General features: G+C 69.9%; 22 protein-coding genes and 2 pseudogenes. 13 read left to right on the forward strand and 11 right to left on the reverse strand.

All coding sequences use genetic code 11. From position 1 onward, the window contains the following. Window positions 1–154: 154 nt before the first annotated feature. Window positions 155–1330: an IS110 family transposase gene (locus GL259_RS01385; protein WP_347814604.1), complete on the forward strand. Its 1176-nt coding sequence runs from the start codon at window positions 155–157 to the stop codon at window positions 1328–1330. Window positions 1331–1379: 49 nt separating this feature from the next. Here the strand turns inward: GL259_RS01385 and GL259_RS01390 are convergent, their stop codons facing one another. From GL259_RS01390 to GL259_RS38245, 5 genes and pseudogenes are all read right to left on the reverse strand, one after another. Continuing rightward, window positions 1380–2141 (reverse strand): metallophosphoesterase family protein, encoded by a 762-nt coding sequence (locus tag GL259_RS01390; protein WP_159528503.1) that lies wholly within the window; start codon window positions 2139–2141, stop codon window positions 1380–1382. Between the two features lie 125 nt (window positions 2142–2266). Then, window positions 2267–2431: pseudogene (locus tag GL259_RS01395) on the reverse strand (IS110 family transposase); the annotation flags it as partial. Between the two features lie 597 nt (window positions 2432–3028). Further along, window positions 3029–3610: a hypothetical protein gene (locus tag GL259_RS01400; RefSeq protein WP_243762179.1), complete on the reverse strand. Its 582-nt coding sequence runs from the start codon at window positions 3608–3610 to the stop codon at window positions 3029–3031. Window positions 3611–4178: 568 nt separating this feature from the next. After that, the gene (locus tag GL259_RS01405; protein ID WP_159528505.1) at window positions 4179–4460 is read right to left on the reverse strand and encodes a metal-sensitive transcriptional regulator; all 282 of its coding nucleotides are present in this window, start codon (window positions 4458–4460) and stop codon (window positions 4179–4181) included. A 200-nt stretch (window positions 4461–4660) separates the two neighbouring features. After that, window positions 4661–5619: pseudogene (locus GL259_RS38245) on the reverse strand (hypothetical protein). Between the two features lie 181 nt (window positions 5620–5800). On the opposite strand from GL259_RS38245, the gene GL259_RS01415 reads away from it, so the two are divergent. The 4 genes from GL259_RS01415 (at window position 5801) to GL259_RS01430 (ending at window position 11215) form a co-directional block, all read left to right on the forward strand. Next, window positions 5801–6079, forward strand: a complete 279-nt coding sequence (locus GL259_RS01415; RefSeq protein ID WP_159528507.1) for a heavy-metal-associated domain-containing protein — start codon at window positions 5801–5803, stop codon at window positions 6077–6079. Between the two features lie 82 nt (window positions 6080–6161). Beyond that, complete coding sequence (locus GL259_RS01420; protein WP_159528509.1) at window positions 6162–8432, forward strand: heavy metal translocating P-type ATPase; 2271 nt, start codon at window positions 6162–6164, stop codon at window positions 8430–8432. Between the two features lie 112 nt (window positions 8433–8544). Continuing rightward, entirely contained in the window at window positions 8545–9369 is an 825-nt protein-coding gene (locus GL259_RS01425; RefSeq protein ID WP_159528511.1) for an alpha/beta hydrolase, read from the forward strand. A gap of 400 nt (window positions 9370–9769) precedes the next feature. Continuing rightward, window positions 9770–11215, forward strand: a complete 1446-nt coding sequence (locus tag GL259_RS01430) for an MFS transporter (protein ID WP_159528513.1) — start codon at window positions 9770–9772, stop codon at window positions 11213–11215. 421 nt (window positions 11216–11636) lie between these two features. On the opposite strand, the gene GL259_RS01435 is transcribed toward GL259_RS01430, so the two are convergent. Beyond that, window positions 11637–12269 (reverse strand): DUF2218 domain-containing protein, encoded by a 633-nt coding sequence (locus GL259_RS01435; RefSeq protein ID WP_159528515.1) that lies wholly within the window; start codon window positions 12267–12269, stop codon window positions 11637–11639. A 178-nt stretch (window positions 12270–12447) separates the two neighbouring features. On the opposite strand from GL259_RS01435, the gene GL259_RS01440 reads away from it, so the two are divergent. Both GL259_RS01440 and GL259_RS01445 read left to right on the forward strand, forming a co-directional pair. After that, a complete protein-coding gene (locus GL259_RS01440) occupies window positions 12448–13122 on the forward strand; it encodes a TetR/AcrR family transcriptional regulator (RefSeq protein WP_159528517.1) in 675 nt (224 codons plus the stop codon). Window positions 13123–13416: 294 nt separating this feature from the next. Then, entirely contained in the window at window positions 13417–13827 is a 411-nt protein-coding gene (locus GL259_RS01445) for a four-helix bundle copper-binding protein (RefSeq protein WP_159528519.1), read from the forward strand. A 72-nt stretch (window positions 13828–13899) separates the two neighbouring features. Here the strand turns inward: GL259_RS01445 and GL259_RS01450 are convergent, their stop codons facing one another. The 5 genes from GL259_RS01450 to GL259_RS01470 form a co-directional block, all read right to left on the reverse strand. Next, complete coding sequence (locus tag GL259_RS01450) at window positions 13900–14436, reverse strand: DUF4396 domain-containing protein (RefSeq protein WP_159528521.1); 537 nt, start codon at window positions 14434–14436, stop codon at window positions 13900–13902. A gap of 86 nt (window positions 14437–14522) precedes the next feature. Beyond that, entirely contained in the window at window positions 14523–15428 is a 906-nt protein-coding gene (locus GL259_RS01455) for a F510_1955 family glycosylhydrolase (RefSeq protein ID WP_159528523.1), read from the reverse strand. 108 nt (window positions 15429–15536) lie between these two features. Further along, the gene (locus GL259_RS01460) at window positions 15537–16175 is read right to left on the reverse strand and encodes a DUF305 domain-containing protein (protein WP_159528525.1); all 639 of its coding nucleotides are present in this window, start codon (window positions 16173–16175) and stop codon (window positions 15537–15539) included. Window positions 16176–16297: 122 nt separating this feature from the next. Further along, a complete protein-coding gene (locus GL259_RS01465; protein WP_159528527.1) occupies window positions 16298–16699 on the reverse strand; it encodes a DUF6153 family protein in 402 nt (133 codons plus the stop codon). Between the two features lie 144 nt (window positions 16700–16843). Next, window positions 16844–17452, reverse strand: a complete 609-nt coding sequence (locus GL259_RS01470; protein ID WP_159528529.1) for a TetR/AcrR family transcriptional regulator — start codon at window positions 17450–17452, stop codon at window positions 16844–16846. A gap of 106 nt (window positions 17453–17558) precedes the next feature. On the opposite strand from GL259_RS01470, the gene GL259_RS01475 reads away from it, so the two are divergent. The 6 genes from GL259_RS01475 to kdpB all read left to right on the forward strand — a co-directional run bounded on the left by GL259_RS01475 (window position 17559) and on the right by kdpB (window position 24626). After that, window positions 17559–18956, forward strand: a complete 1398-nt coding sequence (locus tag GL259_RS01475) for an MFS transporter (protein ID WP_159528531.1) — start codon at window positions 17559–17561, stop codon at window positions 18954–18956. A gap of 704 nt (window positions 18957–19660) precedes the next feature. Continuing rightward, window positions 19661–19927, forward strand: a complete 267-nt coding sequence (locus tag GL259_RS38250) for a hypothetical protein (protein ID WP_243762180.1) — start codon at window positions 19661–19663, stop codon at window positions 19925–19927. Further along, window positions 19840–20376: a transposase gene (locus GL259_RS01480; RefSeq protein ID WP_243762181.1), complete on the forward strand. Its 537-nt coding sequence runs from the start codon at window positions 19840–19842 to the stop codon at window positions 20374–20376. The genes GL259_RS38250 and GL259_RS01480 overlap by 88 nt, the downstream gene beginning before the upstream one ends. Before the next feature lie 361 nt (window positions 20377–20737). Beyond that, entirely contained in the window at window positions 20738–20827 is a 90-nt protein-coding gene (kdpF, locus tag GL259_RS01485) for a K(+)-transporting ATPase subunit F (RefSeq protein ID WP_037672136.1), read from the forward strand. Window positions 20828–20835: 8 nt separating this feature from the next. Continuing rightward, entirely contained in the window at window positions 20836–22497 is a 1662-nt protein-coding gene (kdpA, locus tag GL259_RS01490) for a potassium-transporting ATPase subunit KdpA (protein WP_159528534.1), read from the forward strand. Then, window positions 22497–24626 (forward strand): potassium-transporting ATPase subunit KdpB, encoded by a 2130-nt coding sequence (gene kdpB, locus GL259_RS01495; protein WP_159528536.1) that lies wholly within the window; start codon window positions 22497–22499, stop codon window positions 24624–24626. The genes kdpA and kdpB overlap by 1 nt, the downstream gene beginning before the upstream one ends. The last annotated feature ends 3 nt before the right edge of the window (window positions 24627–24629 follow it).

Genomic DNA, 24629 nt, shown 5'->3' on the forward strand with positions numbered 1-24629 from the left:
GGCGCCGTTGGAGACGCTGATGAGAGGTCCGACTACCGCCTGGCCTGGTGCAATGCCCGGCTGCTTGCGGGCGGCAGGTCTGCATAACGTGGATGCGCGCATACGACGCCGAAACCCTGGCCAGCACCGCACGAACCCCGTTCGGGAGGATGGGTTGGACGACATCGACGACGTGGGCGTCTTGCTCGGTCTGGACGTCGGCAAGAGCGCCCGTCACGGGCACGGGCTGACCCCGGCCGGCAAGAAGGTCTTCGACAAGCAGCTGCCCAACAGCGAGCCGAAGCTGCGAGCCGTCTTCGACAAGCCGGCCGCCAAGTTCGGCACCGTGCTGGTGATCGTGGACCAGCCCGCCTCGATCGGAGCCCTGCCCCTGACGGTCGCCCGGGACGCCGGCCGCAAGGTCGCCCACCTGCCCGGACTCTCGATGCGGCGGATCGCCGATCTCTATCCGGGCGAGGCGAAGACCGACGCGAAGGACGCCGCGGTGATCGCGGACGCCGCCCGCACGATGCCGCACACCCTGCGCTCGCTTCAGCTGACCGACGAGATCACCACCGAGCTGACCGTGCTGGTCGGCTTCGACCAGGACCTCGCGGCCGAGGCCACCCGCACCTCCAACCGGATACGCGGCCTGCTCACCCCGTTCCACCCCAGCCCGGAACGCGTCCTCGGCCCGCGTCTGGACCACCCCGCCGTGACCTGGCGGCTGGAACGCTACGGATCCCCAGCCGGGCTGCGGAAGGCCGGTCGCCGCAGGCTCGTTGAGGTGATCCGGCCCAAGGCTCCGCGCATGGCCCAGCGGCTGATCGACGAGGTCTTCGGCGCTCTCGACGAGCAGACCGCCGTCGTTCCCGGGCACCGGCACCCTGTCGTGATCCCGTCCCTGGCCCGCTCGCTCGCCGCAGTCCACGAACAGCGACGAGCCCTGGAAGCGCAGATCGGACAACTGCTGGAGAAGCACCCTCTTTCGAAGGTCCTGACCTCGATTCCGAGCAAGACCGACCAGCGCCGGTTCGAGAACGCGGCGAACACCGAGAAACACCGGCCGGTCGACGGCTACCGCACCGACTTCATCGAGACACCAGTGGACGGGCCCGCCCACGTCTGGGGCGCCCGCTCCTGCACCTGCACCACACCGCAGATCGTCGCGAAGATCCAGAACGCGGAGTACCCGGCCGAACCGAGCGAGCAGATGGGCCCGGCCACCGCTCTCTTCCGCGCGCAGTGCCGTGTGTGCGGCGGCCGATACGACAAACCATGGCGCCGAACCAGCAGCGCACCCGTCCCCCGGCAGCGGGGCCGCCCGCCTGAGATTGGTAGGCATCGTTGATCGTGTAGTCGATGTTCGGCTTCCCCCAGCTGTGAACGGAGAGCAAGTGTCACGGGCTGTGGTGGCGTCCGTCCCGTGGGGCGAAGGCTGCGTCGGCGTCGGCGTCGGTCGCGCGAGCGTGCAGGAAATAGTCGGCCCATTCAGTGATGTCAGGGTAGGACGAGTCCTGGATGAGCTGGGTGGCTGCGGCCTGAAGATCGAAGTGCGTGGTGCGCAGTTCGACGCCCGGCCCCAGCAGGGCCCAGTGTGCTCCGGTCCGTCCGTACGGCATGCCGATGCTGCCGGGGTTGATCACGAGTCGGCCGTGGGCGAGGCGGACGAACGGCATGTGGGTGTGGCCGCAGACCACGGTGCGGATGTCGGTATCGAGCCCGTCGAAGACTTCCTTCCAGCGGTCGAGGCGGGAGTCGACCAGGACGACCTCCTCGTCGTCGCGAGGGGTGGCATGACAGAACAGCACCTTTCCCAGGCCATCCACGGACAGGGAGAGTGATCGTGGCAGCGTGCCGAGAAGGTCGAGATGGTCCTCGCGAAGCTGTTCAGCTGCCCAGGGGGCGATCGGGTCAGGGATCGTGTCGCGTTGTCCCCGGCGGTATTCAAGGAGTTCGCGGTCGGCGTTGCCGCTGATCCAGATGACGCGGTCGCCGAGGCCGGTCAGCAGGTCGAGAACTTGGGTCGGCTGCGGGCCGGCGGTGATGTCGCCGGTGAGCACGATGTGGTCGGCGGTGCTGACGTCTGGTTCGGCAAGTACTGCCTCCAGGGCCGGCAGGACTCCGTGGATGTCGGACAGGACGGCTACTCGGTTCAGCATGGTCACCACTGTGGAGTGGAGGCAGCCGAGCGGTGTGATCTTCCGCCCGGCGCGTAGTCCAAGGGGGCCGTTCAGTGATTCCCAATCAGGTGTGTCAAGGGCTGCGGTGACAGATGGTGACCGCATCATGCCGCTGCGAGGCTGCGTTGAGGTGGGTCGGCGGTGAAGGTCCGCTGGTCGCGTATGAGGGCCCACAAGACGTCGAGGCGGCGTCGGGCGAGGGCGAGGACGGCTTGCTTGTGCGACTTGCCCTCGCTCCTCTTGCGCTCGCAGAAGGCCCTGGAGGTCGGACAGCACCGGGCGACGACCTGGGCGGATGCGACCTCCGGGTGCCTGCACGTCGTGCCGGGATCGCAGCGGGCCGGGTACCTGCCGTGAACACCCTGCGCATTGCTGCCTCCCGCCCTTGGTGGGAGTGCGTTGCTTCGTACCACTCCGGGTGGGAGCGGTCCGGTCTCACGTCCTGCGCTTTGGAGGGTGTGTCCATGCCCGCTGTCCGCCCCCGGTTTTCCCACACGGTACGCCGCGCTCTGGGTGATGGCGGGAGAACTCACGGACGCAGATCGTTTTCTGCGGGGCACCTGGGGTGGCGGCACTGCCGCACGTGGACATGCCCCGGCCCCTCTGATCCGTCCCAGAATAGGAGGTCCCGCAGACCACGCACTGGTCCGATGAGAACAGGCAGTCATTGACGCCGACGAAAGCCGGATCCCACACGGCCGAGGCCTCGGCCGTGTAATTCATCGGCAGTTCAAGGTGCAGAGTCCCGCAGCACGTGCAAGTAAATCCGAGATCACTGGTCATGGCGTTGGAGCCTGGCGACAGGCGCCGGAACCACCTCGGACGGGAAGCTCCTCACGTCCGCCTTTGACCGCGCGCGAACCGGGTCACCACCGGGCGCGCAGCACGCCGTCGCTGTCCGGCAGGACAGCACGGAGCAGCGGGTGGCGTTCGTCGAGGGACAAGGGCAAGGCACAGGCCACTCGCGCATCGGCCACCTGGGTGGCGAGCTCCTGATACTCGGTGTCGTCGACGATCGCGGAACTGATCATTCCGCCCTGTGCCTCCCAGACGAACTCCGCGGATCCCTCCTCGGGCAGCGCGGCGAGGACCGCGCCGACGTTCGAGGCCAGGTCGGGCCAGACCGTCAGCAGGGCGCGCGGGCCGAGACCGGCGCGTACTGTGTCGAGATTCTCCTGTGTGAGGCGGTGCCAGCGTGCGGCGTTGCGAACGTAAGTTTCCTCGAGGAGCAACGCTTTCCGTGAGGCAAGTGTGGTGCGCACACGCATCCAGAAGTCCTCGGCGGCTGGCTCTCTCACTTCCGCTTCGTCGAACTCGGCCGCGTAGGGCGAGGCCGTGAGCGGTTCCGGGAAGAGGCCGAGTTCCCGTGTACGGGCCACGGCGTCCACGCAGGGCCGGTCGCTGCCCACGTACACATACTGGTCCCACCCGACATGCACGGTGAACACCTCCCCGCCTCCAGTCGGCACCAGGCGCCCTGGTCGCGGAGCATGGCCCGGACCAGTTCCAGGACGTCAGGAGCTCGGGTGGCCAGCCAAAGCGCTCGCTACCACGACCGACACGTGCAGTCATCTGCAGGCCGCCCGGGCCCAGGGTCCACAAGGTGGACGGGTCCGCCCCGCGTACGACGCCCCAGCAGCCATGAATCGCCGCCAAGGCTTGTCCTCGCCCGTGCACGCCGGTCTGCGCCCGCGCTCCGCAGTAGCGCCCGTCGGCCCCCTCTCCGCACCCGCGCCATTCAGCCGTGTGCGACCGACCCACACGCGCATCCGGTGTGCGGAATGCCCGACGCATGACACGTGCGGGTGGCAAGCCCTCTCATCCCCTGGCCGCCACACTTGCGCCCCTGCCACCGTCGTCAGTGAGCGGCTGTCCGCCGCCGCCCAAGTCACTGCAGCATGCCAGGAATTCACGCCATGGCCGGAAACGCCACCGCTCCTTACGTCCAGGCCGCCACCGGTGACTGCCCGGCGCTGTCGCGCCGTGCATGGCCTGAAGCGGGGAAGCGGGCAGCGGTCAGGAGCGCACGAGGCGTGCGATGGCGTCGCGGGCTTCCTTCAGCTTGAGGTCTCCGTCTTCGCCGCCTTCGGCCACTGCGGTCCGTACGCAGGTGTCCATGTGTTCGTCGAGCATCTGCAGTGCGAAGGACTGCAGTGCGCGTGTGGTGGCGGAGACCTGGGTGAGGACGTCGATGCAGTAGGTGTCTTCTTCCACCATGCGCTGCAGTCCCCGCACCTGTCCTTCGATCCGCCGGAGTCGCTTGAGTACGTCTTCCTTGTGGTTGCTGTAGCTGACCATCGCCTTTTCTCTCGTGTCTTGTCGAGTATCTCGCCGTGGGCGGTTGCCCCCCGCGTTTCAGGCAGGTCTTCGCTCTGTGAACGAGCTACTCAGCATACCCCCTGCCCGTATGCCGAGCCGCGCCGATCGGCAGAGATGGCATGCCCTGGGCCGGGCATCCGGACTGGACGGGCCCGCATTGCCGGTGCTCGCCCGATGGATCAATGTTGGTGATCGTCGCGCTCCTCGCCATCTTCCGGTTCCGGTGCGCTAGCGGTTCGGTCGGTCTGGACGGTGAAGGCTGCGGTGCGGACGGTGCCGTTGTGCTGGAAGTCCAGGAAGAGGCGGTAAGTGCCCGTACTGGGTGCGGCGGCGGTGAAGGAGATGGCAGGGCCGGGCTTGGTGGTGCCGTCGCCGGGTTCGCCGTTGGGGTGGACGTGAAGGTAGGCGAGGTCGCCGGTGCGCAGGGCGACCAGATGGCCGTAGGCGCCGAGGTAGGGCTGAAGATCAGTGACCGGGCGGCCGTCCCGGTTGACGGTGAGGGTCAGTTCCGTTGCCTCGCCGGGGGTCAGGTCGCCGTCAAGGGTGACGGTGTAGCCGTCGACGGTGGTGGTGGCGGCGGGTTCGGACAGGTCGGGGGCCTTGTAGGAGCCGGGGGCTGCGAGGTCTGCGCCCAGGGTGAGGTTGGTGGCGTTTTCGGTGGCGGGGGCGAAGTCGGCGAAGACGCGATAGGAGCCGGCGGCGGGCAGGGTGACGGGGGTGCTCCAGGTACCGTCGGCTGCCCTGGTGGGGTGCAGGTGCCGGTAGGTGAGCAGGTCGCGGGAGGCGAGGATGAGGTGCAGTTCCTTGCCGTGCTCGCGGCGGTAGGTGGTGACCTGTCGTCCCTCCTGGTCGCGGATGGCGAAGCGGAGCTCGTTCTTCTCTCCCGCGGTCAGGCGGGGGTCTTCAGGTCGAGGGTGTATCCGGCCTGGGAGACCTGCAGGCCTGCGGGCGTTGTGTCCGCGTGGCCGCTGTGCCCGCCGGCGTTGTGGTCGAGGGCCGCCGGCCGGTTGTGCTCGGCGTGGGCTGCGGGCTCCGAGTCGGAGGCGAGGGGGCCGGTGGCCGCGCCCACACCGTAGGCGGCGGCGAAGGTCGCCGCGACGGCGGTGGTGAAAGCAGTGATCCTGACGCCGGTGTTCATGACGGGCCCTTTCTCGGCGGTGCCGTCGCCTTCCTTGGCAGACACCCCGACTATATACCCCCTAGGGGTATGTGCAAGCGGTCTGGAGATGTTTGCCAAATATACCCTGAGGGGGTATACCTAGTGGCGCCAGAGGTACCCCCCTGGGGTACACCAGTGATCGCATCCTCCGGGAGGAACCATGTCCTGCTGCACCCCCGACGGCAGCTGCTCCACCAACACCGCCGCGACCGAGGCCACCGAGGGCACCACCACCGTCTACAACGTCTCCGGAATGACGTGCGGGCACTGCAAGGCCACGCTCACCAAGGAGATCGGCGCTCTGGACGGCGTTCTGGCCGTCGACGTCGACCTGGAGAGCGGCCAGGTCGCCGTCACCAGCTCCGGTGAGCCCGACGACGTGCTGCTGGCGAAGGTCGTCGACGAGGCCGGCTACGAGCTCGCCGGCCGCGCGGCCTGAAAGCTCCGCCTGTCTGCCGGGCTCGCCCGCGGGCCCGGCTCCTTTCTTCCCCTCTTCCACCCACCCCGTCCGAGGAGCAGTGATGGCTACTACGGTCCCCGACACAACCGAGGTCGAACTCGCGATCGGCGGCATGACCTGCGCCTCGTGCGCCGCCCGGATCGAGAAGAAACTGAACCGGATGGACGGAGTCGAGGCCACCGTCAACTACGCCACCGAGAAGGCCAAGGTCACCTTCCGCCCCGACCTGGACGTCGCGGACCTGATCGCCACGGTGGAGGCCACCGGCTACACCGCCCGCAAGCCGGAACCGGACCCCACGCCCGGCGCGACCGGTGACGGCCGAGACGGCGGACCGGGCCAGGAGACGCAAGGCGATGAGCTACGGCCGCTGCGGCAGCGGCTGGTCACGGCCGTGGTGCTCGCCGTCCCGGTCATCGCGATGGCGATGGTGCCGGCCTGGCAATTCGAGTACTGGCAGTGGCTCTCCCTCACCCTGGCCGCCCCGGTCGTCACTTACGCCGCCTGGCCTTTCCACCGCGCTGCGTTCACCAACGCGCGGCACGGCGCGGCCACCATGGACACCCTCATCTCCGTCGGTACCTCGGCGGCGTTCCTGTGGTCGCTGTGGGCGCTGTTCTTCGGCACCGCTGGCACCCCCGGCATGACTCACCCCTTCGAGCTGACCATCGCCCGCACGGACGGCGCCGGGAACATCTACCTCGAGGCCGCCGCCGGTGTCACCGCCTTCATCCTGGCCGGCCGCTACTTCGAGGCCCGCTCCAAGCGCAAGGCCGGCGCCGCTCTGCAAGCCCTGCTCCAGCTGGGCGCGAAGGACGTCACCGTGCTGCGCGGCGGCCGGGAGGAGCAGATCGCGGTGGGCGAACTGAAGGTGGGTGACCGGTTCCTGGTCCGGCCGGGCGAGAAGATCGCCACCGACGGCACGGTCGTCGAGGGCGCCTCCGCCGTCGACGCCTCGATGCTCACCGGCGAGTCCGTGCCCGTCGAGGTGGGCGTCGGGGACGCCGTCACGGGGGCGACCGTGAACGCCGGCGGTCGTCTGGTCGTCGAGGCCACCCGGGTGGGCGCCGACACCCAGCTCGCCCGGATAGCCAAGCTGGTCGAGGATGCGCAGAACGGCAAGGCTGCAGCCCAGCGGCTCGCCGACAAGATCTCCGGCGTCTTCGTGCCCGTCGTCATCGCCCTGGCCCTGGGCACTCTGGGCTTCTGGCTCGGCAACGGCGCCGGACTGACGGCCGCGTTCACCGCCGCCGTGGCGGTCCTGATCATCGCCTGCCCCTGCGCCCTGGGCCTGGCCACGCCGACCGCGCTGATGGTCGGCACCGGGCGCGGCGCCCAGCTCGGCATCCTCATCAAGGGCCCGGAGGTCCTGGAGTCCACCCGCCGCGTCGACACCGTCGTCCTGGACAAGACCGGCACCGTCACCACTGGACGGATGACCCTGCTGGCCGTGCACACCGCCGAGGGCATCGACGAGGACGAGGTGCTGCGCCTGGCGGGGGCCTTGGAGCACGCTTCGGAGCACCCGATCGCTCAGGCGGTGGCTGCGGGCGCCGCCGAGCGGGTCGGTGCCCTTCCGACGCCGGAGGACTTCGCCAACGTGCCCGGACTGGGCGTCCAGGGTGTGGTCGAGGGCCGCGCGGTCCTGGTGGGCCGGACCAAGCTGCTCGCCGAGTGGTCCCTGGAGCTGCCGACCGAACTGACGCGCGCCAAGGCGGACGCCGAGGCCGCGGGCCGTACCGCGATCGCGGTCGCCTGGGACGGTGAAGCGCGCGCGGTGCTCGAGGTCGCCGACGCGGTCAAGGACACCAGCGGCGAAGCGATCACCCGTCTTCGGGCCCTGGGCCTGACGCCGATCCTGCTGACCGGGGACAACAAGGCCGTCGCCGAGGCGGTGGCCGCGGAGGTCGGCATCGACGAGGTGATCGCCGAGGTCATGCCGCAGGACAAGGTCGACGTCGTCAGGCGCCTGCAGGACGAGGGCCGTTCGGTGGCGATGGTCGGTGACGGCGTCAACGACGCTGCAGCCCTCGCCCAGGCCGACCTCGGACTGGCCATGGGCACCGGCACCGACGCCGCCATCGAGGCCGGCGACCTGACCCTGGTCCGCGGTGACCTGCGCGCCGCCGCCGACGCCATCCGCCTGGCCCGCAAGACGCTCGGCACCATCAAGTCCAACCTGTTCTGGGCCTTCGCCTACAACGTCGCCGCCCTGCCGCTCGCCGCGGCCGGACTGCTCAACCCGATGATCGCCGGCGCCGCAATGGCGTTCTCCTCGGTCTTCGTCGTCGGCAACAGCCTGCGCCTGCGAGGCTTCAAGGCCGCAAGCTGACACCTGCCCGCGCAGTACGGACGAGGGGCGGACCCACCGGGCCCGCCCCTCGTTCCCTTGTCACGGCTCCCGCTCGGAAAGGCAGCCGTTCCTGGCACACGAGGAAGGCCGCATGCGCGACTTCGTCTACCGCGGCAGCGACGGCTGCCGGCTGCACGCCACGGCCCTGGGGCAAGGACCGGAACTGGTCCTGCTGCACGGCGGTGGCCCGGACCGCTACAGCCTGCTGCCGTTGGCCCGCCGGCTCGCTGACGGCTTCACCGTCGTGCTGCCGGACATCCGCGGTTACGGCCGCTCGGTGTGCACCGACCCGGACCGGCACACCTGGGCCCAGTACACCGACGATGTCGACGCCCTGCTGGACCACCTCGAACTGCGCCAGGCAGCGCTGGGCGGCACGGGCCTGGGCGGCACCATCACGCTGCGGGCAGCCGCCGCCCACCCGGAGCGCATCCGTGCCGCCGTCGTCATCAGCATGGAAGACGTAGAGGACGACGCCGCAAAAGAGGCCGAGACCGCCATGCTCGAGGCATTCGCCGCCCGCGTCCGAGAACAGGGCATTCGCGCAGCCGGGGAGCCCGTCCTGCCGACGCTGGCCCCCGTCATCGGCTCCCTGGTGCGCGATGCCATCCGCCGCTCAAGCCCGGCCGGCATCGCCGCCGCCTGCGCCATCGGCCGGGACCGGGCGTTCACGCAGGTCAACGAGCTGGCCGCAATCACCGTGCCCACCCTGGCGATTCCGGGGTCCGACACCCGTCATCCCGCAGCCCTGGCCGCTCAAGCCGCCCGCACCCTGCCCCGCGGCCACCTCGCCGGAGTCTCCCTGCCCGCCGCCCTGGAAACCGCAGCCGACCTGGCCCACACCCTGGCTCCGGCTGTCCGGGACTTCCTCGCCGCCCAGTTGCCTGCCACCCCGGGCCGGCCGAGCACCCAGTGATCCCTCCTCTTTGCCCCCTCGCCCCCAGCCGTGCGCCTTGAGGCCGGGGCCAGCCCGCCCTGAGCAAAGGTACGCGGCTGCGCCGGAACAGGCGGCCCAGGCCATGAACCCCGGCACTGCCTCGAGGGCTTGAGCCGCCCTTGGCTGTGATCTCAGTCGGGCCCGGTACTGCGGCCGGTACCGGCTGCGGCGCACTTCGGAACGGCGATCGCTGCCCCATCCATGCGTTGTTGCCTGATGGCGGTCGTGCCGCTCCTCCCCAGGACAGCGGCGTCTCGGCGTACCGGTGCCGCAGCTTGCCCGCACGAACCCTCTTGCATACCCCCTAGGGGTATGTTATGGTCCCGAAGCCAGATACCTCTGGGGGGTATATTCGGTCGACTCTGGAAAGGGGAAGGCAATGCCAACCGTCAGCCCCAAGCGCTGGTGGGCGCTCGCCGTGCTCGCCACCGCCCAGTTCATGGTGATCATGGACACCTCAATCATCGGAGTAGCGCTCCCGGAGATGCAGAAGGACCTCGGCTTCTCGCAGGGCGAGCTGCAGTGGGTCTTCAACGCCTACGTCATCGCCTTCGGCGGCCTGCTCCTGCTCGGCGGGCGTCTGTCCGACCTGCTCGGCGCACGCCGCGTGTTCACCGCCGGCTGGACCGTACTGATCGGCGGATCGATCGTCGCGGCGGCCGCGCAGACCGCGTGGGTGGAGGTCGCCGGCCGCGCCGTCCAGGGCGTCGGCGGCGCATTGATCGCCCCGGCGGCGATGACGCTGCTGATGACGCTGTTCGCCCACGATCCGAAGGAACTGGGCAAGGCCATGGCCCTCTACGGTGCGGCGGCTCCGGCCGGCGGCACCGCGGGCGTCTTCCTGGGCGGCGTGTTCACCGAATGGCTCAGCTGGCCCTGGGTGTTCATCATCTACATCCCCATCGGTGCCGCCACGCTCGCCGCGACCAAGCTGCTCCCGGCCGTCGCCCCCCGTCGTGGAGCGATCGACGTGCTCGGCGCAGCGGCCGTCACCGCCGGTCTCGCGCTCACGGTGTTCGCCGTGGTCCGCGCTCCCGAGATCGGCTGGGGCGCCACGCAGACCGTGCTCGAACTCATCGGCGCCGCCGCCCTGCTCGTGCTGTTCTTCGTCCTGCAGAAGACGGTGCGCCAGCCGCTGATGCCACTGGGCATCTGGCGCGTTCCCCGGCTCGGCTCGGCCAACCTGGCCATGACGCTGCTGGGCGCCGCGTGGATCCCCATGTGGTACTTCCTCAACCTCTACCTTCAGCAGGTCCTCGGCTACGGAGCCTTCGCCTCCGGTGCGGCGCTGTTGCCGATGACGCTGCTGCTCATGGTCTTCATGACCGCGATCACAGCCCGGCTGCTGGCCCACCTGGGCGCCAAGCCGCTGATCGGCGGCGGACTGCTCGTTCTCGCGGCTGGCCTGCTGTGGCTGTCGGCCGTCGAGCCGAGCGGCTCCTTCGTCGTCGACGTACTGCCCGCCTCGCTGGTGGCCGCCCTCGGCATGTCACTGGCGTACATCCCGGCCATGATGGCGGCCATGTCCGGCGCCCCGGCCGAGCAGGCCGGCCTGGCCTCCGGCATCGTCAACACCACCTACCAGATCGGCTCGGCCCTCGGCCTGGCCGCCCTCACGGCCCTGGCCACCTCCCAGGGCGCAGGCAAGCTCGGTGACCTGCCCGCCCTGACCGAGGGCTTCAGCGCGGCCTTCACCGCGGCCGCCGCCATCGCCGCCGCCGGCGGACTCATCACCCTCCTGGCGATGCGCACCGACAAGGCAGCGGCCGCCGGTGCGCAGCAGGTCGGCGAGCACAGTACGCCGGGCGAGAAGGCCGGGGTGTGAGTCATGGGCTGTGAAATCACGCAGGAACGATGTCGCGGCCGGCGGTCCGCCAGATCCTCGCTCCCCGGATCTGGCGGACCGCCGGCGCCTGTCCCCACCACGACCTCCAGCGCGCCATCCAGGGAGGGGCATTCGCCCGTGGCCACACAGTCATGGACCGGCACGATCCGCCGGGCAGCAGGCCACCCGGCCGTCAAGACGGCGGCCGCCGCACTGCTCAAGGCCGTGGCCTCCCATCTCACGCACCAGGGCACCGACCGTCCCTCTTGCACGGAAGCGTGCACCCGGCCCCGCGCTCGTAACGGCCGCTGCTGAGGGTGCTGTAGGCGCACACGCCTGTCCACCCGCTCCCGCCTTGGGGTACAAACCAGTCCTCGCGCTACGGCTTGAACCAGGGATCGGCGTGTGGAAGTGGGAGGTTCTAGCGGCGCTTGGTGGCCCTGCGGTGAGCGGCGAAGCCGCCCAGTACGGCTGTCTTCAGCACAAGCAACGCAAGGAGAGCGCCGACGGCCCCTCCGGTCCAGCTCCAGTTCGCCGCCAGAACGCTCGCTAGCCCGAAGTGTGCGGCGAGGACGAGCACCACGGCGGCAAGACCGAGCAGCTTCAGATGCCGGCTCCGGCCGCTGGTCGGCTCTGCTGATGTCCCGGCCACGTCGGCTGTGCCGGAGCCGTCCGGTTCCGCGTGCGGTCCGGGCTGCCAGCTCACCTGCAGTCCGTCGCGCCGGCCGAAGCGCTCCAGGTGCCCGGTCACAAGATCCTGAAGGCGCCGGAGATTCTCCTCGCTCGGGGCCTGCACCCGCAGTACCAGGGCCCCCGGGGCGCTGTGCAGAGCGATCGTGCCCCAGGGGAGGCTGACGTTGCCTTCGGTTTCAGACCAGTCGACCCGGGCTTGTTCCGCCACCTCCCGCATCGCCTGGAGCGTCTGCGTGTCCTCACCAAGGTGGGCGCGGGGACGGTGACCGAGATGCCGTCCCTTGCGGGCGAAGTGCTTGCAGAGCTGGACGAGGTACCGGCTCGGACGGTCGGTTGCGACGTGAGCCTCGGTGCTCGGCATGGCGTTTCCTTCACGAGGGACGGATCAAGCGGAACAAGGACGCGAGCCGGTCGGGCGGTGCAAGGCCGCCCGTTCCGCCGCGACGGTGGCCGGGATCGCAACCCCGCCAGAATTATCGAGACACTGTGTCTCTGTCAATGCAGAGTGTCGTGGACTGGGCGGACCGTATGCTGAGGTCGTGCCGAAGCTGTGGACGGAGACGATTGACGCGCACCGTGCCGCCGTACGCGCCGCCGTGCTGGACGCTGCCGCGGCGCTGGTCGCAGAGCACGGTCTCGCGTCTGTGACGATGTCGCGGATCGCGAAGGACTCCGGGATCGGGCGCGCCACGCTGTACAAGTACTTTCCCGACGTCGAGTCGATCCTGCTCGCCTGGCACGAGCGTCAGGTCGGTCACCACCTCGAGCACCTGGTCCAGGTCCGCGACCGAAGCGCGGATGCCGGAGAACGGCTCGAGGCTGTACTGAGGGCGTACGCCCTCATCACGCACGACATGGGCCATCACCACGTAAGCGGCCTGGCGGCCGTCCTGCACAGCGGCCCGCGGGTCGTCCAGGCGCAGGGGCAGCTGCACCGCATGATCGAGGAGCTGCTGGCCGACGGCGCACACCAAGGCAGCGTCCGCGGCGACATCGCGCCGGGTGAGCTGGCGAGCTACTGCCTGCACGCCCTCGCCGCGGCCGGCGGCCTGTCGTCCCCGGCCGCGGTCCACCGTCTCGTCACGGTCACCCTGGCCGGAGTGCATCCCGCGGCCGCCCCCGCTGCGGACCATGCGCCGCACACCGGCGCCTCCGCCCATTCGCCGCGCAGCTTCGGGCACCGGCCCGGCCCCGCTTCTCACCGCCACGGTTAGGAGCGCCGCGATCCCCCGGCAACGTCATGGACGCGTTCGCGCGGTCCGACGTGGCAGTCGCCGACGCGGCCGCGGCGCTGGGCTTGTGCAGAACAGCACGCCCTCGGCCACAGCAGCTAAGCCCGCGGGCGCTGACCGGGGTGCGCAAGGTTGCGTGTGTCGCCAAGTCCTCCCGCCGCCCAGGCAGGTACAGGACGGCAGCCGTTTGCAGGGCCCGGCGCGGTGATACCCGGCAGGCGTCAACCGGCGGGGCGCATATCGCGCTCTGCCCGCAGCGGAACAGGAGCGCCTCTTATGACCACTTCCGTCAACGACATGCTCCGCACCTACCCTGCCGATCTGGGCGGCGTGGACCGGGAGGCCATGGCCAGGTGCATCGAGGCGTGCCTGGCCTGTGCGCAGGCGTGTACCGCGTGCGCGGACGCGTGCCTGTCGGAGGGCATGGTCGGGGAGCTGACCAAGTGCATCCGCACCGACATGGACTGCGCCGACATCTGCAACGCCACTGCGGCCGTTCTGTCCCGGCACACCGGCTACGACGCCAACATCACCCGGGCCGTGCTCCAGGCCTGCGCCACCGTGTGCAAGGCGTGCGGGGACGAGTGCGCCGCTCACGCGGACATGCATGAGCACTGCCGCGTGTGCGCCGAGGCTTGCCGGCGCTGCGAGCAGGCGTGCAACGACCTGCTCGCCGGCCTGGGCTGACGCCCTGCGCGCATGGCCGGGCGGCCCCTTCGATGTCGAAGGGGCCGCCCGGCCATGTGCGCCCGCGGTGTGTCAGTGGTAGGCGTGGACGACCGCGTGGCCCTTGCCACGGCCGATCATCCACTTGTTGATCGGCGTGGTGATCATGAAGGCGACGGCGAAGCCGCCGAGCAGCGCCGACCAGAACAGTCCGTCCGACAGGTGCGCGTCCATCGCGCCCGGCGTCAGCGCGATGATCGCGTTGTCCACCAGTTCCATCACCGCGATGGAGACCGTGTCGGCGGCCAGCGCGACCTTGACTGCGGCCCTGAAGGACAGTCCAGCGCGCACCACCGCGAAGAGGGTGAAGGAGTAGCCGAAGAGGAAGGCCAGCGTGATCGCGAGGATCATGGTTGGCACGTTGCCCCACAGCAGGGCGGTGCCGATGACCATGCCGAGGATCTCGCCGACGGCGCAGCCGGTCAGGCAGTGCAGCGTCGCCTTCACCGCCGTCGACCAGGACGCGCCCTTGCCGTGGCCACCGTGTGCGGAGTGGCCGTGGTGATCGTGGCCGCCCTCGGGGGCGGTGTGGCCGTGCGCGGTACCGGTGTGGTGCGTGCTGTGGTCCATGACCCGTCATCCCCTATTCGACTTCCGAGGTGAGCCGGTGGCTTGGCTCCACACACAGAAACCATATACCCCCTGGGGGTATATGGCTAGTGGTGTTCCGAACCGGTTGCCGGACGGTGGCGGAGCATCCAGGTTCGGCCACGGTCGGCGGACTCGTAGACGGCGTCGGTGCTGTCGGCGGCCAGCAGCCGCTGTGTGGTCACCGCGGTCAGCACTGTGGCCTTTCCGCCTTCGGGCAGGCGGCCCAGCCGCGTCCACGGTCCGTCGCCGCGGGCTGCGAGAACGCGGCCGTCTGGCGTCAGCGCAACGAGCGAGCCCGGTTCCGGCTCCTCCACCGCGACCAGGCCGGGGGCCGAGGGGACAGGGCGGAAGGTGCGCCCGCCGTCGGTGCTGCGCTCAAGGCCTGTGCCGGTGGCGGCCCACACTCGCGCCGCGCTGCCGGCGTGGGAAGCCAGATCGAGCGCCGCGATGCGGGCGCGCTTGTCCCACCTGCGGCCGGCGTCGGTGCTGGCCCACACCCTGCCGCTTTGGCTGTCGAATCCGTAGAGCACGTCGCCGGCCTGTACAAGGGAGTGGAAGTCGGCCTCGCCCTCGGCGGAGAGCGTCTGCCAGGTCCGCCCCGCGTCCGTGCTGCGGATCAGGCCCAGGTGGGGTGAGCGGGCATCGGGATCGGCCGGGGCGGGGTGGCCGCTGGCCAGGAACGTGGAGGGACCGGTGACGGTGAAGCCCATGGTGTCCTGGTAGCGGCCGGCCACCCGGGTCGCGCTGCCATCCTTCAGGCGGAAGACGCCGTGATGGCCGGCTGCGTAGACGGTGCCGTCGGCCGGGTCGATGCCCAGGCCGTGCAGGTGGCCGGTCCCCGGGTCAGGCACTGCCGCGCTGTCGCGGCCGGTCCCGGCCGTGGTGTCGGTAGCGGAGCAGGCGGCCAGCAGCAGGCCGGCCGCGGCAACCAGAATCAGGGCACGCGGGCGGCGCCGCGGTATGCGCGTCATGGTGTGAAGTCCAGGCAGGAGGAGAAGGAGAGGACGGCAGGCGGGTGTGCCGAGGCGAGCACGGGGCGGGCGCCAGCAGTGCCCGCCCCGTGCTCGCGCGGTGGAGGGTCAGTCCTTGCCGAGCAGCTTGTTCATCTGCTCGATCTCCGCACTCTGGGAGGCGATGATGTCCGCGGCCATCCCCCGGGCCGGGGCGTGGACGCCGTCGGCCTGCTCGGTCTTGGCCATCTCGACCGCGCCTTCGTGATGCTTGATCATCATCTCCATGAAGGCGGTGTCGAACGCCTTGCCCGAGGCGTTCTCGAGCTCGGTCATCTCCTCGGCCGTCATCATGCCCTCCATGCCGCCGTGCATGGAGTGGTCCATGGCGCCCTCGGCAGGCACCTCCTCGCCCCAGGAGGTCAGCCAGCCGGACAGGGTCTTGATCTCCGGGTCCTGGGCCTTCTTGATGTCGGCGGCGAGCTTCTTCACCTCCGGCGACTGGGCCCGCTCGGGTGCGAGGTCGGCCATCTCCACGGCCTGGCGGTGGTGGGGGATCATCCCCTTGGCGAAGGCCACGTCGGCCGCGTTGTGCTGTCCCTGTGACGCCGGTGCCGAGGCGGACGGGGAAGCGGTGGCGTTGTGGCCGCCGTGTCCGGCCGAGCCGGTGTCGTCACCGTCGCCGCCGCAGGCGGCCAGGACGAGCGCCGCCGCTCCCGCGGCGGCAACGGCGGCGGTACGGCGGGCGAGTGAACGCTTGCGGTTCATGGTGGTGCAACTCCTTCACGCGCGCCGGTCACGGCGCGCGGTGGGTCGGATGTAGGGGCGTGCGAGGGCACGGCACCCGCCACCGGTCGTCACGGGGCGCAAAGGGTGCCGGGCGGGCCGCTCTATATCCGAAGAAGTTGCAGCTCAGACAGGTCGGGCGGGGCCCGTCCGTCATGCGGCGAGCCGGTGGCCGCCGTGGTGAGGGAAGGGGCGGCGGGCGCGTGAAGCACCGTGCCGGTCAGCGCCGGCGGCGTGTATGCCGAAGCAGTGCCGGCGGCCGCGCACGTTCCGTCGGCGTGATCGAGATGGCCCGATCCGCCGTCGGTGTGCGCGCATCCTCCATCCGCGTGCGGCACGCCGTCCGCCGCGGCCATCACCATCTCGTGGCTGGCCGCTGTCTGCGCCGCCGGCACCCCGCCCGGGGCCAGGCCGTGCATGCCCAGCACACCGGCCAGCACCGCCAGCACCAGCAACACGAACAGCCGCCCGGCCGGGCGGCTGCTGCAGCGGGTGCTTGCGGTCACGAACTCATCGTACGGGCAGGTCCGTGGCGGGCGAACGCGGACACCACCGGATGTGCACTCTCTCACCCACGGCCGGCATGACAGCAGCCGTCGCCCTCGGTGGCTTCCGCTGCCGTGCGCCGCGTCTTCTCCGGACTGCCGGCGTCACACTCCCCCGCCGCATTCCGGGACCGGCTTTCCCGGCGGGGTGAAGGCGGCCAGCACCGTGGCGGTGATGTGGCCGGCGGCATGCTCGGAGGTGAGACGGCCCGCGCGGATCTCGTCGGCGGCGCTGTGCATGACCGAGTGCAGGACATTGACCAGCCACGCGATCGGCAGGTCGGTGCGGAAGACCCCCTCGGCGCGGCCGCGGGCGACCAGTGTTTCGACCCGGGCGGCCGGGCCGTTGTGCAGCTCGCGGATGCGCCCAGGGGGCAGTTCCCTCTGGGCGGCGACCAGCAGCGCACGCGCCTGGTCCACCAGGTGCCAGCTGGCCTCGACGTAGCGGGCCAGCGCGAGCAGCGGATCCCCGGTCAGATCGACCGCGTCCAGCGCTTGATTGCCCCGGTCGACGGCGCGGCTCATCGCCGCATCGACGACCTCCGCCCGGGAGGCGAAGTGCGCATACAACGTCACCCGGCCCACGCCCGCGGCGCGCGCGATCTCGCTGAGGCTCGCCTCCGGGTTCTCCCCCAGGCACTCGGCCGCGGCCTTGACGATCGCGTCGATGCTCCGCAGGGCGTCGGCGCGTTTGACGGTGCTTCTACTACCCATGCCCCACACCCTACCCGAATAAGTCGAACAACACTGTTTGGCTTATGAGACCTCCCGGTCTAACCTGAACAGCACTGTACGAGCTAGGTCTGAAGAGGTGAGCGTCATGAGCGGCACGAAAACCACCGGCACACACGCAGCACAGACACCCCACCCGCAACGCTGGCCCATCCTCGGCCTGCTGGGGCTGGCCCAGCTGATGCTGATCCTCGACATCACCGTGGTCGCCATCGCCCTGCCCCACATGGGCGCCGAACTGGACCTGGACCGCGCCGCCCTGACCTGGGTGGTCAGCGGCTACGCCCTCACCTTCGGCAGCCTGATGCTGCTCGGCGGCCGGGCCGCCGACCTCTTCGGCGCCAAGCGGATCGTCCTGGCCGGACTGGTCCTGTTCACCGCCGCATCCCTCGCCGCCGGGCTCGCCACCGGCGCACCCCTGCTGCTGACCGCCCGCATCACCCAGGGCGCGGGCGCCGCACTGCTCTCGCCCGCCGCCCTGTCCGTAGTGGTACGGCTCTTCGACGGCGACGAACGCAACAAGGCACTGGGCATCTGGTCGGCGCTCGGCGGCGGCGGCGCCGCCCTCGGCGTACTGCTGGGCGGGCTGATCACCGCCGGGCCCGGCTGGGCCTGGGTCTTCTTCGTCAACGTCCCCGTCGGCCTGACCGTCCTCGCCGCACTCACCCGGATCCTGCCCGATCTCCCCCGCGCGGCCTCCGGCTCCCTCGACGTGCCCGGCGCCGCCCTCGTCGCCGCGGCCACCGGCGCCCTCATCTACGCCCTCATCCGTGCCGGTGACCACGGCTGGCTCGACGCCCTCACCCTCGCCTTCTTCGCCGCCGCGGCAGCCGTCTACGCAGCCTTCGCCGCCTGGCAGCGCCGGGCGGAGGCACCGCTGATGAACCTCCGTCTGCTCGGCCGACGCCCGGTCGTGGCAGGCACCTTCGTCATCGCGGTGGCCACCGCCCTGATGGTGGGCGTCTTCTTCCTCGGCTCCTTCTACCTCCAGAACCACCAAAGCCACGGCGCCCTGACGACCGGGCTGCTGTTCCTGCCGGTGGCGCTGGTGACCATGGCCGCCGCCACCGCGTCCGGCCGTGTGATCGGCCGCCTCGGGGCCCGGCTGCTGGCAGCGGTGGCCCTGGTCACTGCTGCCACGGGGTTCCTCGTTCCTGTCCTGTGGTCCGGCACCCTCGCCATGGTCACCGGCGTGAGCATCGCCGCGGCTGGCCTGGGCGCCCTGTTCGTCGTCGCCTCGGCCACCGCCCTCAGCAGCGTCGGCCCCCACGAGGCCGGGGTGACCTCCGGAATCGTCAGCACCTTCCACGAGTTCGGTGCCTCCGCCGGCGCCGCCGCCGTATCAAGCGCCGCAGCCGCCAGCATCGCCGCCCACACCGGCACCACCGCGGCCGCCGGGTTCGACGACGCCTTCCTCGTCGCCACAGGCATCGCTGCGACCTCCGCCGTCATCGCCCTGTGGCTGATCCCAACCCAAAGGGCGTAAGCCAAGCGAAATACGGCTTCCATCAGCGCGGACGTACCCGCGACGAGCCCGGAGCTGCATGCGCCGCCGCAAGAGCTCGCCAGGCCAGACACGGAAGCACGAGAACCGACCGCCAGTCCTCCACTCAGGCACGCCCTGGTTCTGCTCCCGATGCTCACGCTCGTCCTGCCCGGCCTTCTGTGCGGCAGCGGGCCCGGGTGGTCGTGGGCGGCGCCGTAGAACCGGCGGCGTAGCAGCTACTCGTCCACTGACAGCCGGATCCGGTCGCGTCAGCTACGGAACCGGGAGAACCAGGTGCCGCCGGTCTTCTGCTCGGGCACGGCCTGGCCCTGCTCCTGGTGCTGATGCGCGCCGGCCAGGTTTGCTGCGCGTCGGTGATGGCCTGCCGGTCGCCGTCCTCGCACAGAGACGGCCAGGGTTCGTTCTTGGGCGGCGCCCCAGCCGGGGCCGAGCATCCGTGGGTGGGCCGGGTGCTCTTCGCCGGGTGGCATGCGTGTGCGGTGGTTACAGCAGGGAGGTGAGCTGACGCAGCCGGCCGACCAGGGAGAAGGTGGGCAGGGGGACGGTGCCGATCCCCGGGTGGTGCTGGTGCTGGATGTGGGGGCAGAGCGGGTCCATGCTAAGCGGGCTGAGCAGGGGGCGGTGGAGCGGTCGCCGCACCACAGGTCGGGGACGAAGTGGTGGCGTAGGAGTTCGGTGCGCCAGTGGTCGGCGTCATCGTATTCACCGCTGTGGGCGTGCTCGAGGAACAGGCAGTACTCGGCGACGGGATGGCCGAAGCCGGCGGCGAAGCGCCACCAGAAGCGGGCGCCGCTGTGGTCTGCGCCGACTCCGCCCTGCGCGAGGCCCTGGCCGGCCTGACCAACCCGCACCTGATCAAGCGGTGCGCCGCACTGGAAGCTCTGGACGCGACCGGGCCTGCTACAGCTGCCCGGCCCTGCGTCTGCCGGCCCGCCGAATCCAGCACCTGACCGAAGAGACCGACGACCTGAACCAGCGGATAACCCAGGCCGTCAAGGCGAGTTCGCCCGGTCTGCCCGACGTACGCGGCGTCGGCCCGGACAGCGCCGCAGCCCTGCTCATCGCCACAGGTGACAACCCTGACCGCCTCACCAGCGAGGCATCTTTCGCTGCCTTGTGCGCCACCAGCCCGGTCGAAGCGTCCTCCGGCAGGACCCAGCGCCGCAGACTCAACCGCGGCGGCGACCGCCAGGCCAACGCCGCCCTCCACCGGGTCGTCCTCAGCCGCCTGCGCTGGGACGACCGCACCCGGAACCACCTGCAGCGACGCCTTGCCGAGGGCAAGACGCGCCGAGAAGTCATCCGCTGCCTCAAACGCTACATCGCACGGGAGATCCACCGGCTCCCCGCCACTCCGAGCCCCGCAGCCAGCCGCGCACATGCCGCAACCGCTACCTGACATCCACAGGGACATCAATGCCAACCGGCGCGGTGCGATCGTCGCGCACGCCGTACGGAGGGAGACGGACACGGTGATCTGCCAGCTCCGGTTCCGCCTGCTGTGAGGCGGCTCACCTGCACCCCGGCCCCCTACTCGCGGGTAGGGACAAGTGGCGTATGAGTTCCATCAAGAAGCTTCGCGATGCCGTAAGGGAGCCGTCAACGCACGTCGCGATCCGGTCATGGAGGCGCTTTCCTCTACTCGTCCGTTCCATTCGACCCTGACTTCAGGAGTACGCGATGGCCGATCTGGCCTTCGTCGTCACCGCGCTCACGGTTTTCGCGCTGGTGGCCGTCATCACCAAAGGGGTGACGAAGCTGTGACCGCCGAGAACGTCGTCGGCCTGGTCGTGGCCGTCTCCCTGCTGGGCTATCTCGTCCTCGCCCTGATCTTCCCGGAGAGGTTCTGAGCCACAGCATGGGTCCCGTAACCGCTGGCGTGCTCCAACTGCTCGCGCTGATAAGCGCGCTGGCGCTCGCCTACGTCCCCCTCGGCACCTACATGGCCAGGGTCTACTCCTCCAAGCAGCACCTCCGGGTCGAGAAGTGGGTCTACAAGGGCATCGGTGCCGACCCCGACATCGAGATGCGCTGGCCCGCGTACCTGCGCGGTGTCCTCGCCTTCTCCCTGATCGGCGTCCTCTTCCTCTTCGCGCTCCAGCGGCTGCAGGGCGTGCTGCCCGGCTCGCTGGGCTTCGCCTCGATCGATCCGGACCAGGCGTTCAACACGGCCGTCTCCTTCGTGACGAACACGAACTGGCAGTCGTACTACGGCGAACAGGCTATGGGCCACGTCGTGCAGACCGCCGGACTGGCCGTGCAGAACTTCGTCTCCGCGGCCGTCGGCATGGCTGTTGCGGTGGCGCTGGTGCGCGGTTTCGCGCGGTCCCGCTCCGGTGAGCTGGGCAACTTCTGGTCGGATCTGGTGCGCGGTGTCGTGCGCATCCTGGTGCCGCTCGCGTTCGTCGCCGCGATCGTGCTGGTCGCTTGCGGTGCGCTCCAGAACTTTTCCGGCATCCACGAGGTCGGCCAGTTCGTGGGCGGCACGCAGCAGTGGAACGGTGGCGCGGTCGCCTCGCAGGAGGCCATCAAGGAGCTGGGCACCAACGGCGGCGGCTACTTCAACGCCAACTCCGCCCACCCCTTCGAGAACCCCACCCCGTTCTCCAATCTCTTCGAGATCTTCCTGATCCTGGTCATCCCGTTCTCCCTGACCCGCACCTTCGGCGTCATGGTCGGCAGCGTGAAGCAGGGCTACGCGGTCCTCGCCACCATGGGCACCATCTGGGTCGGTTTCGTCTCGCTCATGATGTGGACCGAGTTCTCCCACCACGGTCCGGCCTTCGAGCCGGCGAACGGCGCGATGGAGGGCAAGGAGGTTCGCTTCGGCGTCGGCGGCTCGTCGATCTTTGCCGTGTCGACCACACTCACCTCCACCGGCGCGGTGGACTCCTTCCACTCCTCCTTCACCGGCCTGGGTGGCGGCATCACCCTGCTCGGCATGATGCTGGGTGAGATCGCGCCCGGCGGGGTCGGTTCCGGCCTTTACGGCATGCTGATCATGGCGGTCATCGCGGTGTTCATCGCCGGCCTGATGGTCGGCCGCACCCCCGAGTACCTGGGCAAGAAGATCGGCGCCCCCGAGATCAAGCTGGCGGCCTGCTACATCTTGGTCACGCCGGCGCTCGTGCTGGTCTTCACCGCCGCCGCGATGGCCCTGCCCACCCCGGCGAACTCCATGACCAACAGCGGTGCGCACGGGTTCTCCGAGATCCTGTACGCCTACACCTCGGCCTCGAACAACAACGGCTCGGCCTTCGCCGGCCTGAACGCGGACACCCAGTGGTTCAACACCACCCTCGGCATCGCGATGCTGCTCGGCCGCTTCCTGCCAATGGTGTTCGTCCTCGCGCTGGCCGGCTCGCTGGCCCGGCAGACGCCGGTGCCGGTCACCGCGGGCACCCTGCGCACCGAGAAGCCGCTGTTCACCGGCCTGCTGGTCGGAGCGATCCTGATCATCACCGGTCTCACGTACTTCCCCGCCCTCGCGTTGGGTCCGCTCGCCGAGGGGCTGGCGTGATGACCACCCGCACAGAGAAGTCAGAGGACTCCATGTCCACTCCCACCCTGGCGCCCCACCAGGATGCGCCGACGGGTCACAAGACCACCGAAGGCCGTGTCGGAGGGGGCTTGTTCGCCCCCGAGCAGCTGCTGAAGTCATTGCCGGACGCGTTTTGCAAGCTCGACCCGCGGGTGATGATCAAGTCCCCCGTGATGTTCGTGGTCCTCGTCGGGTCGGTCCTGACGACGGTTTTCTCCTTCGCGGACCCGGGCGACTGGTTCGGCTGGACGATCAGCGCCTGGCTGTGGCTGACTGTGATCTTCGCGAACCTCGCGGAGGCCGTCGCCGAGGGCCGCGGCAAGGCGCAGGCCGACACTCTGCGCAAGGCGAAGACCGACACGGTCGCGCGCCGCCTCCTCCCGGACGGCACCGAGGAGGGGGTCCCCGGCACCGAGCTGAAGGTCGGCGATCTGGTCGTCTGCGAGGCGGCAGACGTCATCCCCGGCGACGGTGACGTGGTCGAGGGCGTCGCGTCCGTCGACGAGTCGGCCATCACCGGCGAGTCGGCGCCCGTTATCCGCGAGTCGGGCGGTGATCGCTCGGCCGTGACCGGCGGTACCAGGGTCCTCTCCGACCGGATCGTCATCAAGATCACGACGAAGCCGGGCGAGACCTTCATCGACCGGATGATCAACCTGGTCGAGGGTGCGGCTCGGCAGAAGACGCCCAACGAGATCGCGCTGAACATCCTGCTCGCCTCGCTGACGGTCGTCTTCCTGCTGGCGGTGGCGACCCTGCCGCCCTTCGCGGACCACGCGGGCTCCCACCTGTCGATGGTGGTGCTGGTCGCCCTGCTGGTCTGTCTGATCCCGACCACGATCGGCGCGCTGCTCTCTGCGATCGGCATTGCGGGTATGGACCGGCTGGTCCAGCGCAATGTCCTGGCGATGTCGGGCCGCGCGGTCGAGGCCGCAGGTGACGTTTCCACGCTGCTGCTCGACAAGACGGGCACCATCACGCTCGGCAACCGCCAGGCCGCCGAGTTCGTGCCGGTGCACGGGACGACCGAGGCCGAGGTCGCCGACGCCGCCCAGCTTTCCTCCCTGGCCGACGAGACGCCGGAGGGCCGCTCCGTCGTCGTGCTGGCGAAGGAGAAGTACGGGCTGCGCGAGCGGCACCAGGGTGAACTGGTGGGCGCCGAGTGGATGGAGTTCACCGCCCAGACCCGCATGTCGGGTGTGGACGTCGACGGCAGGAAGATCCGCAAGGGGGCGGCCGGTTCGGTCATCGCCTGGGTCGAGGGGCGCGGCGGCCGGGTCGCCGAGGACGCCGGCATCGTCGCCGACCGCATCTCCGAAGCCGGCGGCACCCCGCTGCTGGTCGCCGTCGAGGACACCGACGGTGCCCGGGTCCTGGGTGTCATCCACCTCAAGGACGTCGTCAAGGACGGCATGCGGGAGCGGTTCGAGGAACTGCGCCGCATGGGCATCAAGACGATCATGATCACGGGGGACAATCCGCTGACCGCCAAGGCGATCGCTGAGGAGGCGGGCGTCGACGACTTCCTTGCCGAGGCCACTCCCGAGGACAAGATGGCCCTGATCAAGCGGGAGCAGGCGGGCGGCAAGCTGGTCGCGATGACCGGGGACGGCACCAACGACGCCCCGGCGCTCGCGCAGGCGGACGTCGGCGTGGCGATGAACACGGGGACATCGGCCGCCAAGGAGGCCGGCAACATGGTCGACTTCGATTCCAACCCGACCAAGCTGATCGAGATCGTCGAGATCGGCAAGCAGCTGTTGATCACCCGGGGTGCGCTGACGACGTTCTCCATCGCCAACGATGTCGCCAAGTACTTCGCGATCATCCCAGCGCTGTTCGCGTCCGTCTACCCGGGCCTGGACAAGCTCAACATCATGAACCTGTCCTCGCCGGGCTCCGCGATCCTGTCGGCGGTGATCTTCAACGCGCTGATCATCATCGCGCTGGTTCCGCTGTCCCTGAAGGGCGTGCAGTACCGGCCGGTCAGCGCCGACAAGATGCTCCGGCGCAACCTCACCATCTACGGCCTCGGCGGGCTGATCGCTCCCTTCATCGGCATCAAGATCATCGACCTGTTCGTCTCCCTCGTCCCCGGAATCGGCTGATCG

Source organism: Streptomyces sp. Tu 3180 (assembly GCF_009852415.1).
Taxonomy (GTDB): domain Bacteria; phylum Actinomycetota; class Actinomycetes; order Streptomycetales; family Streptomycetaceae; genus Streptomyces.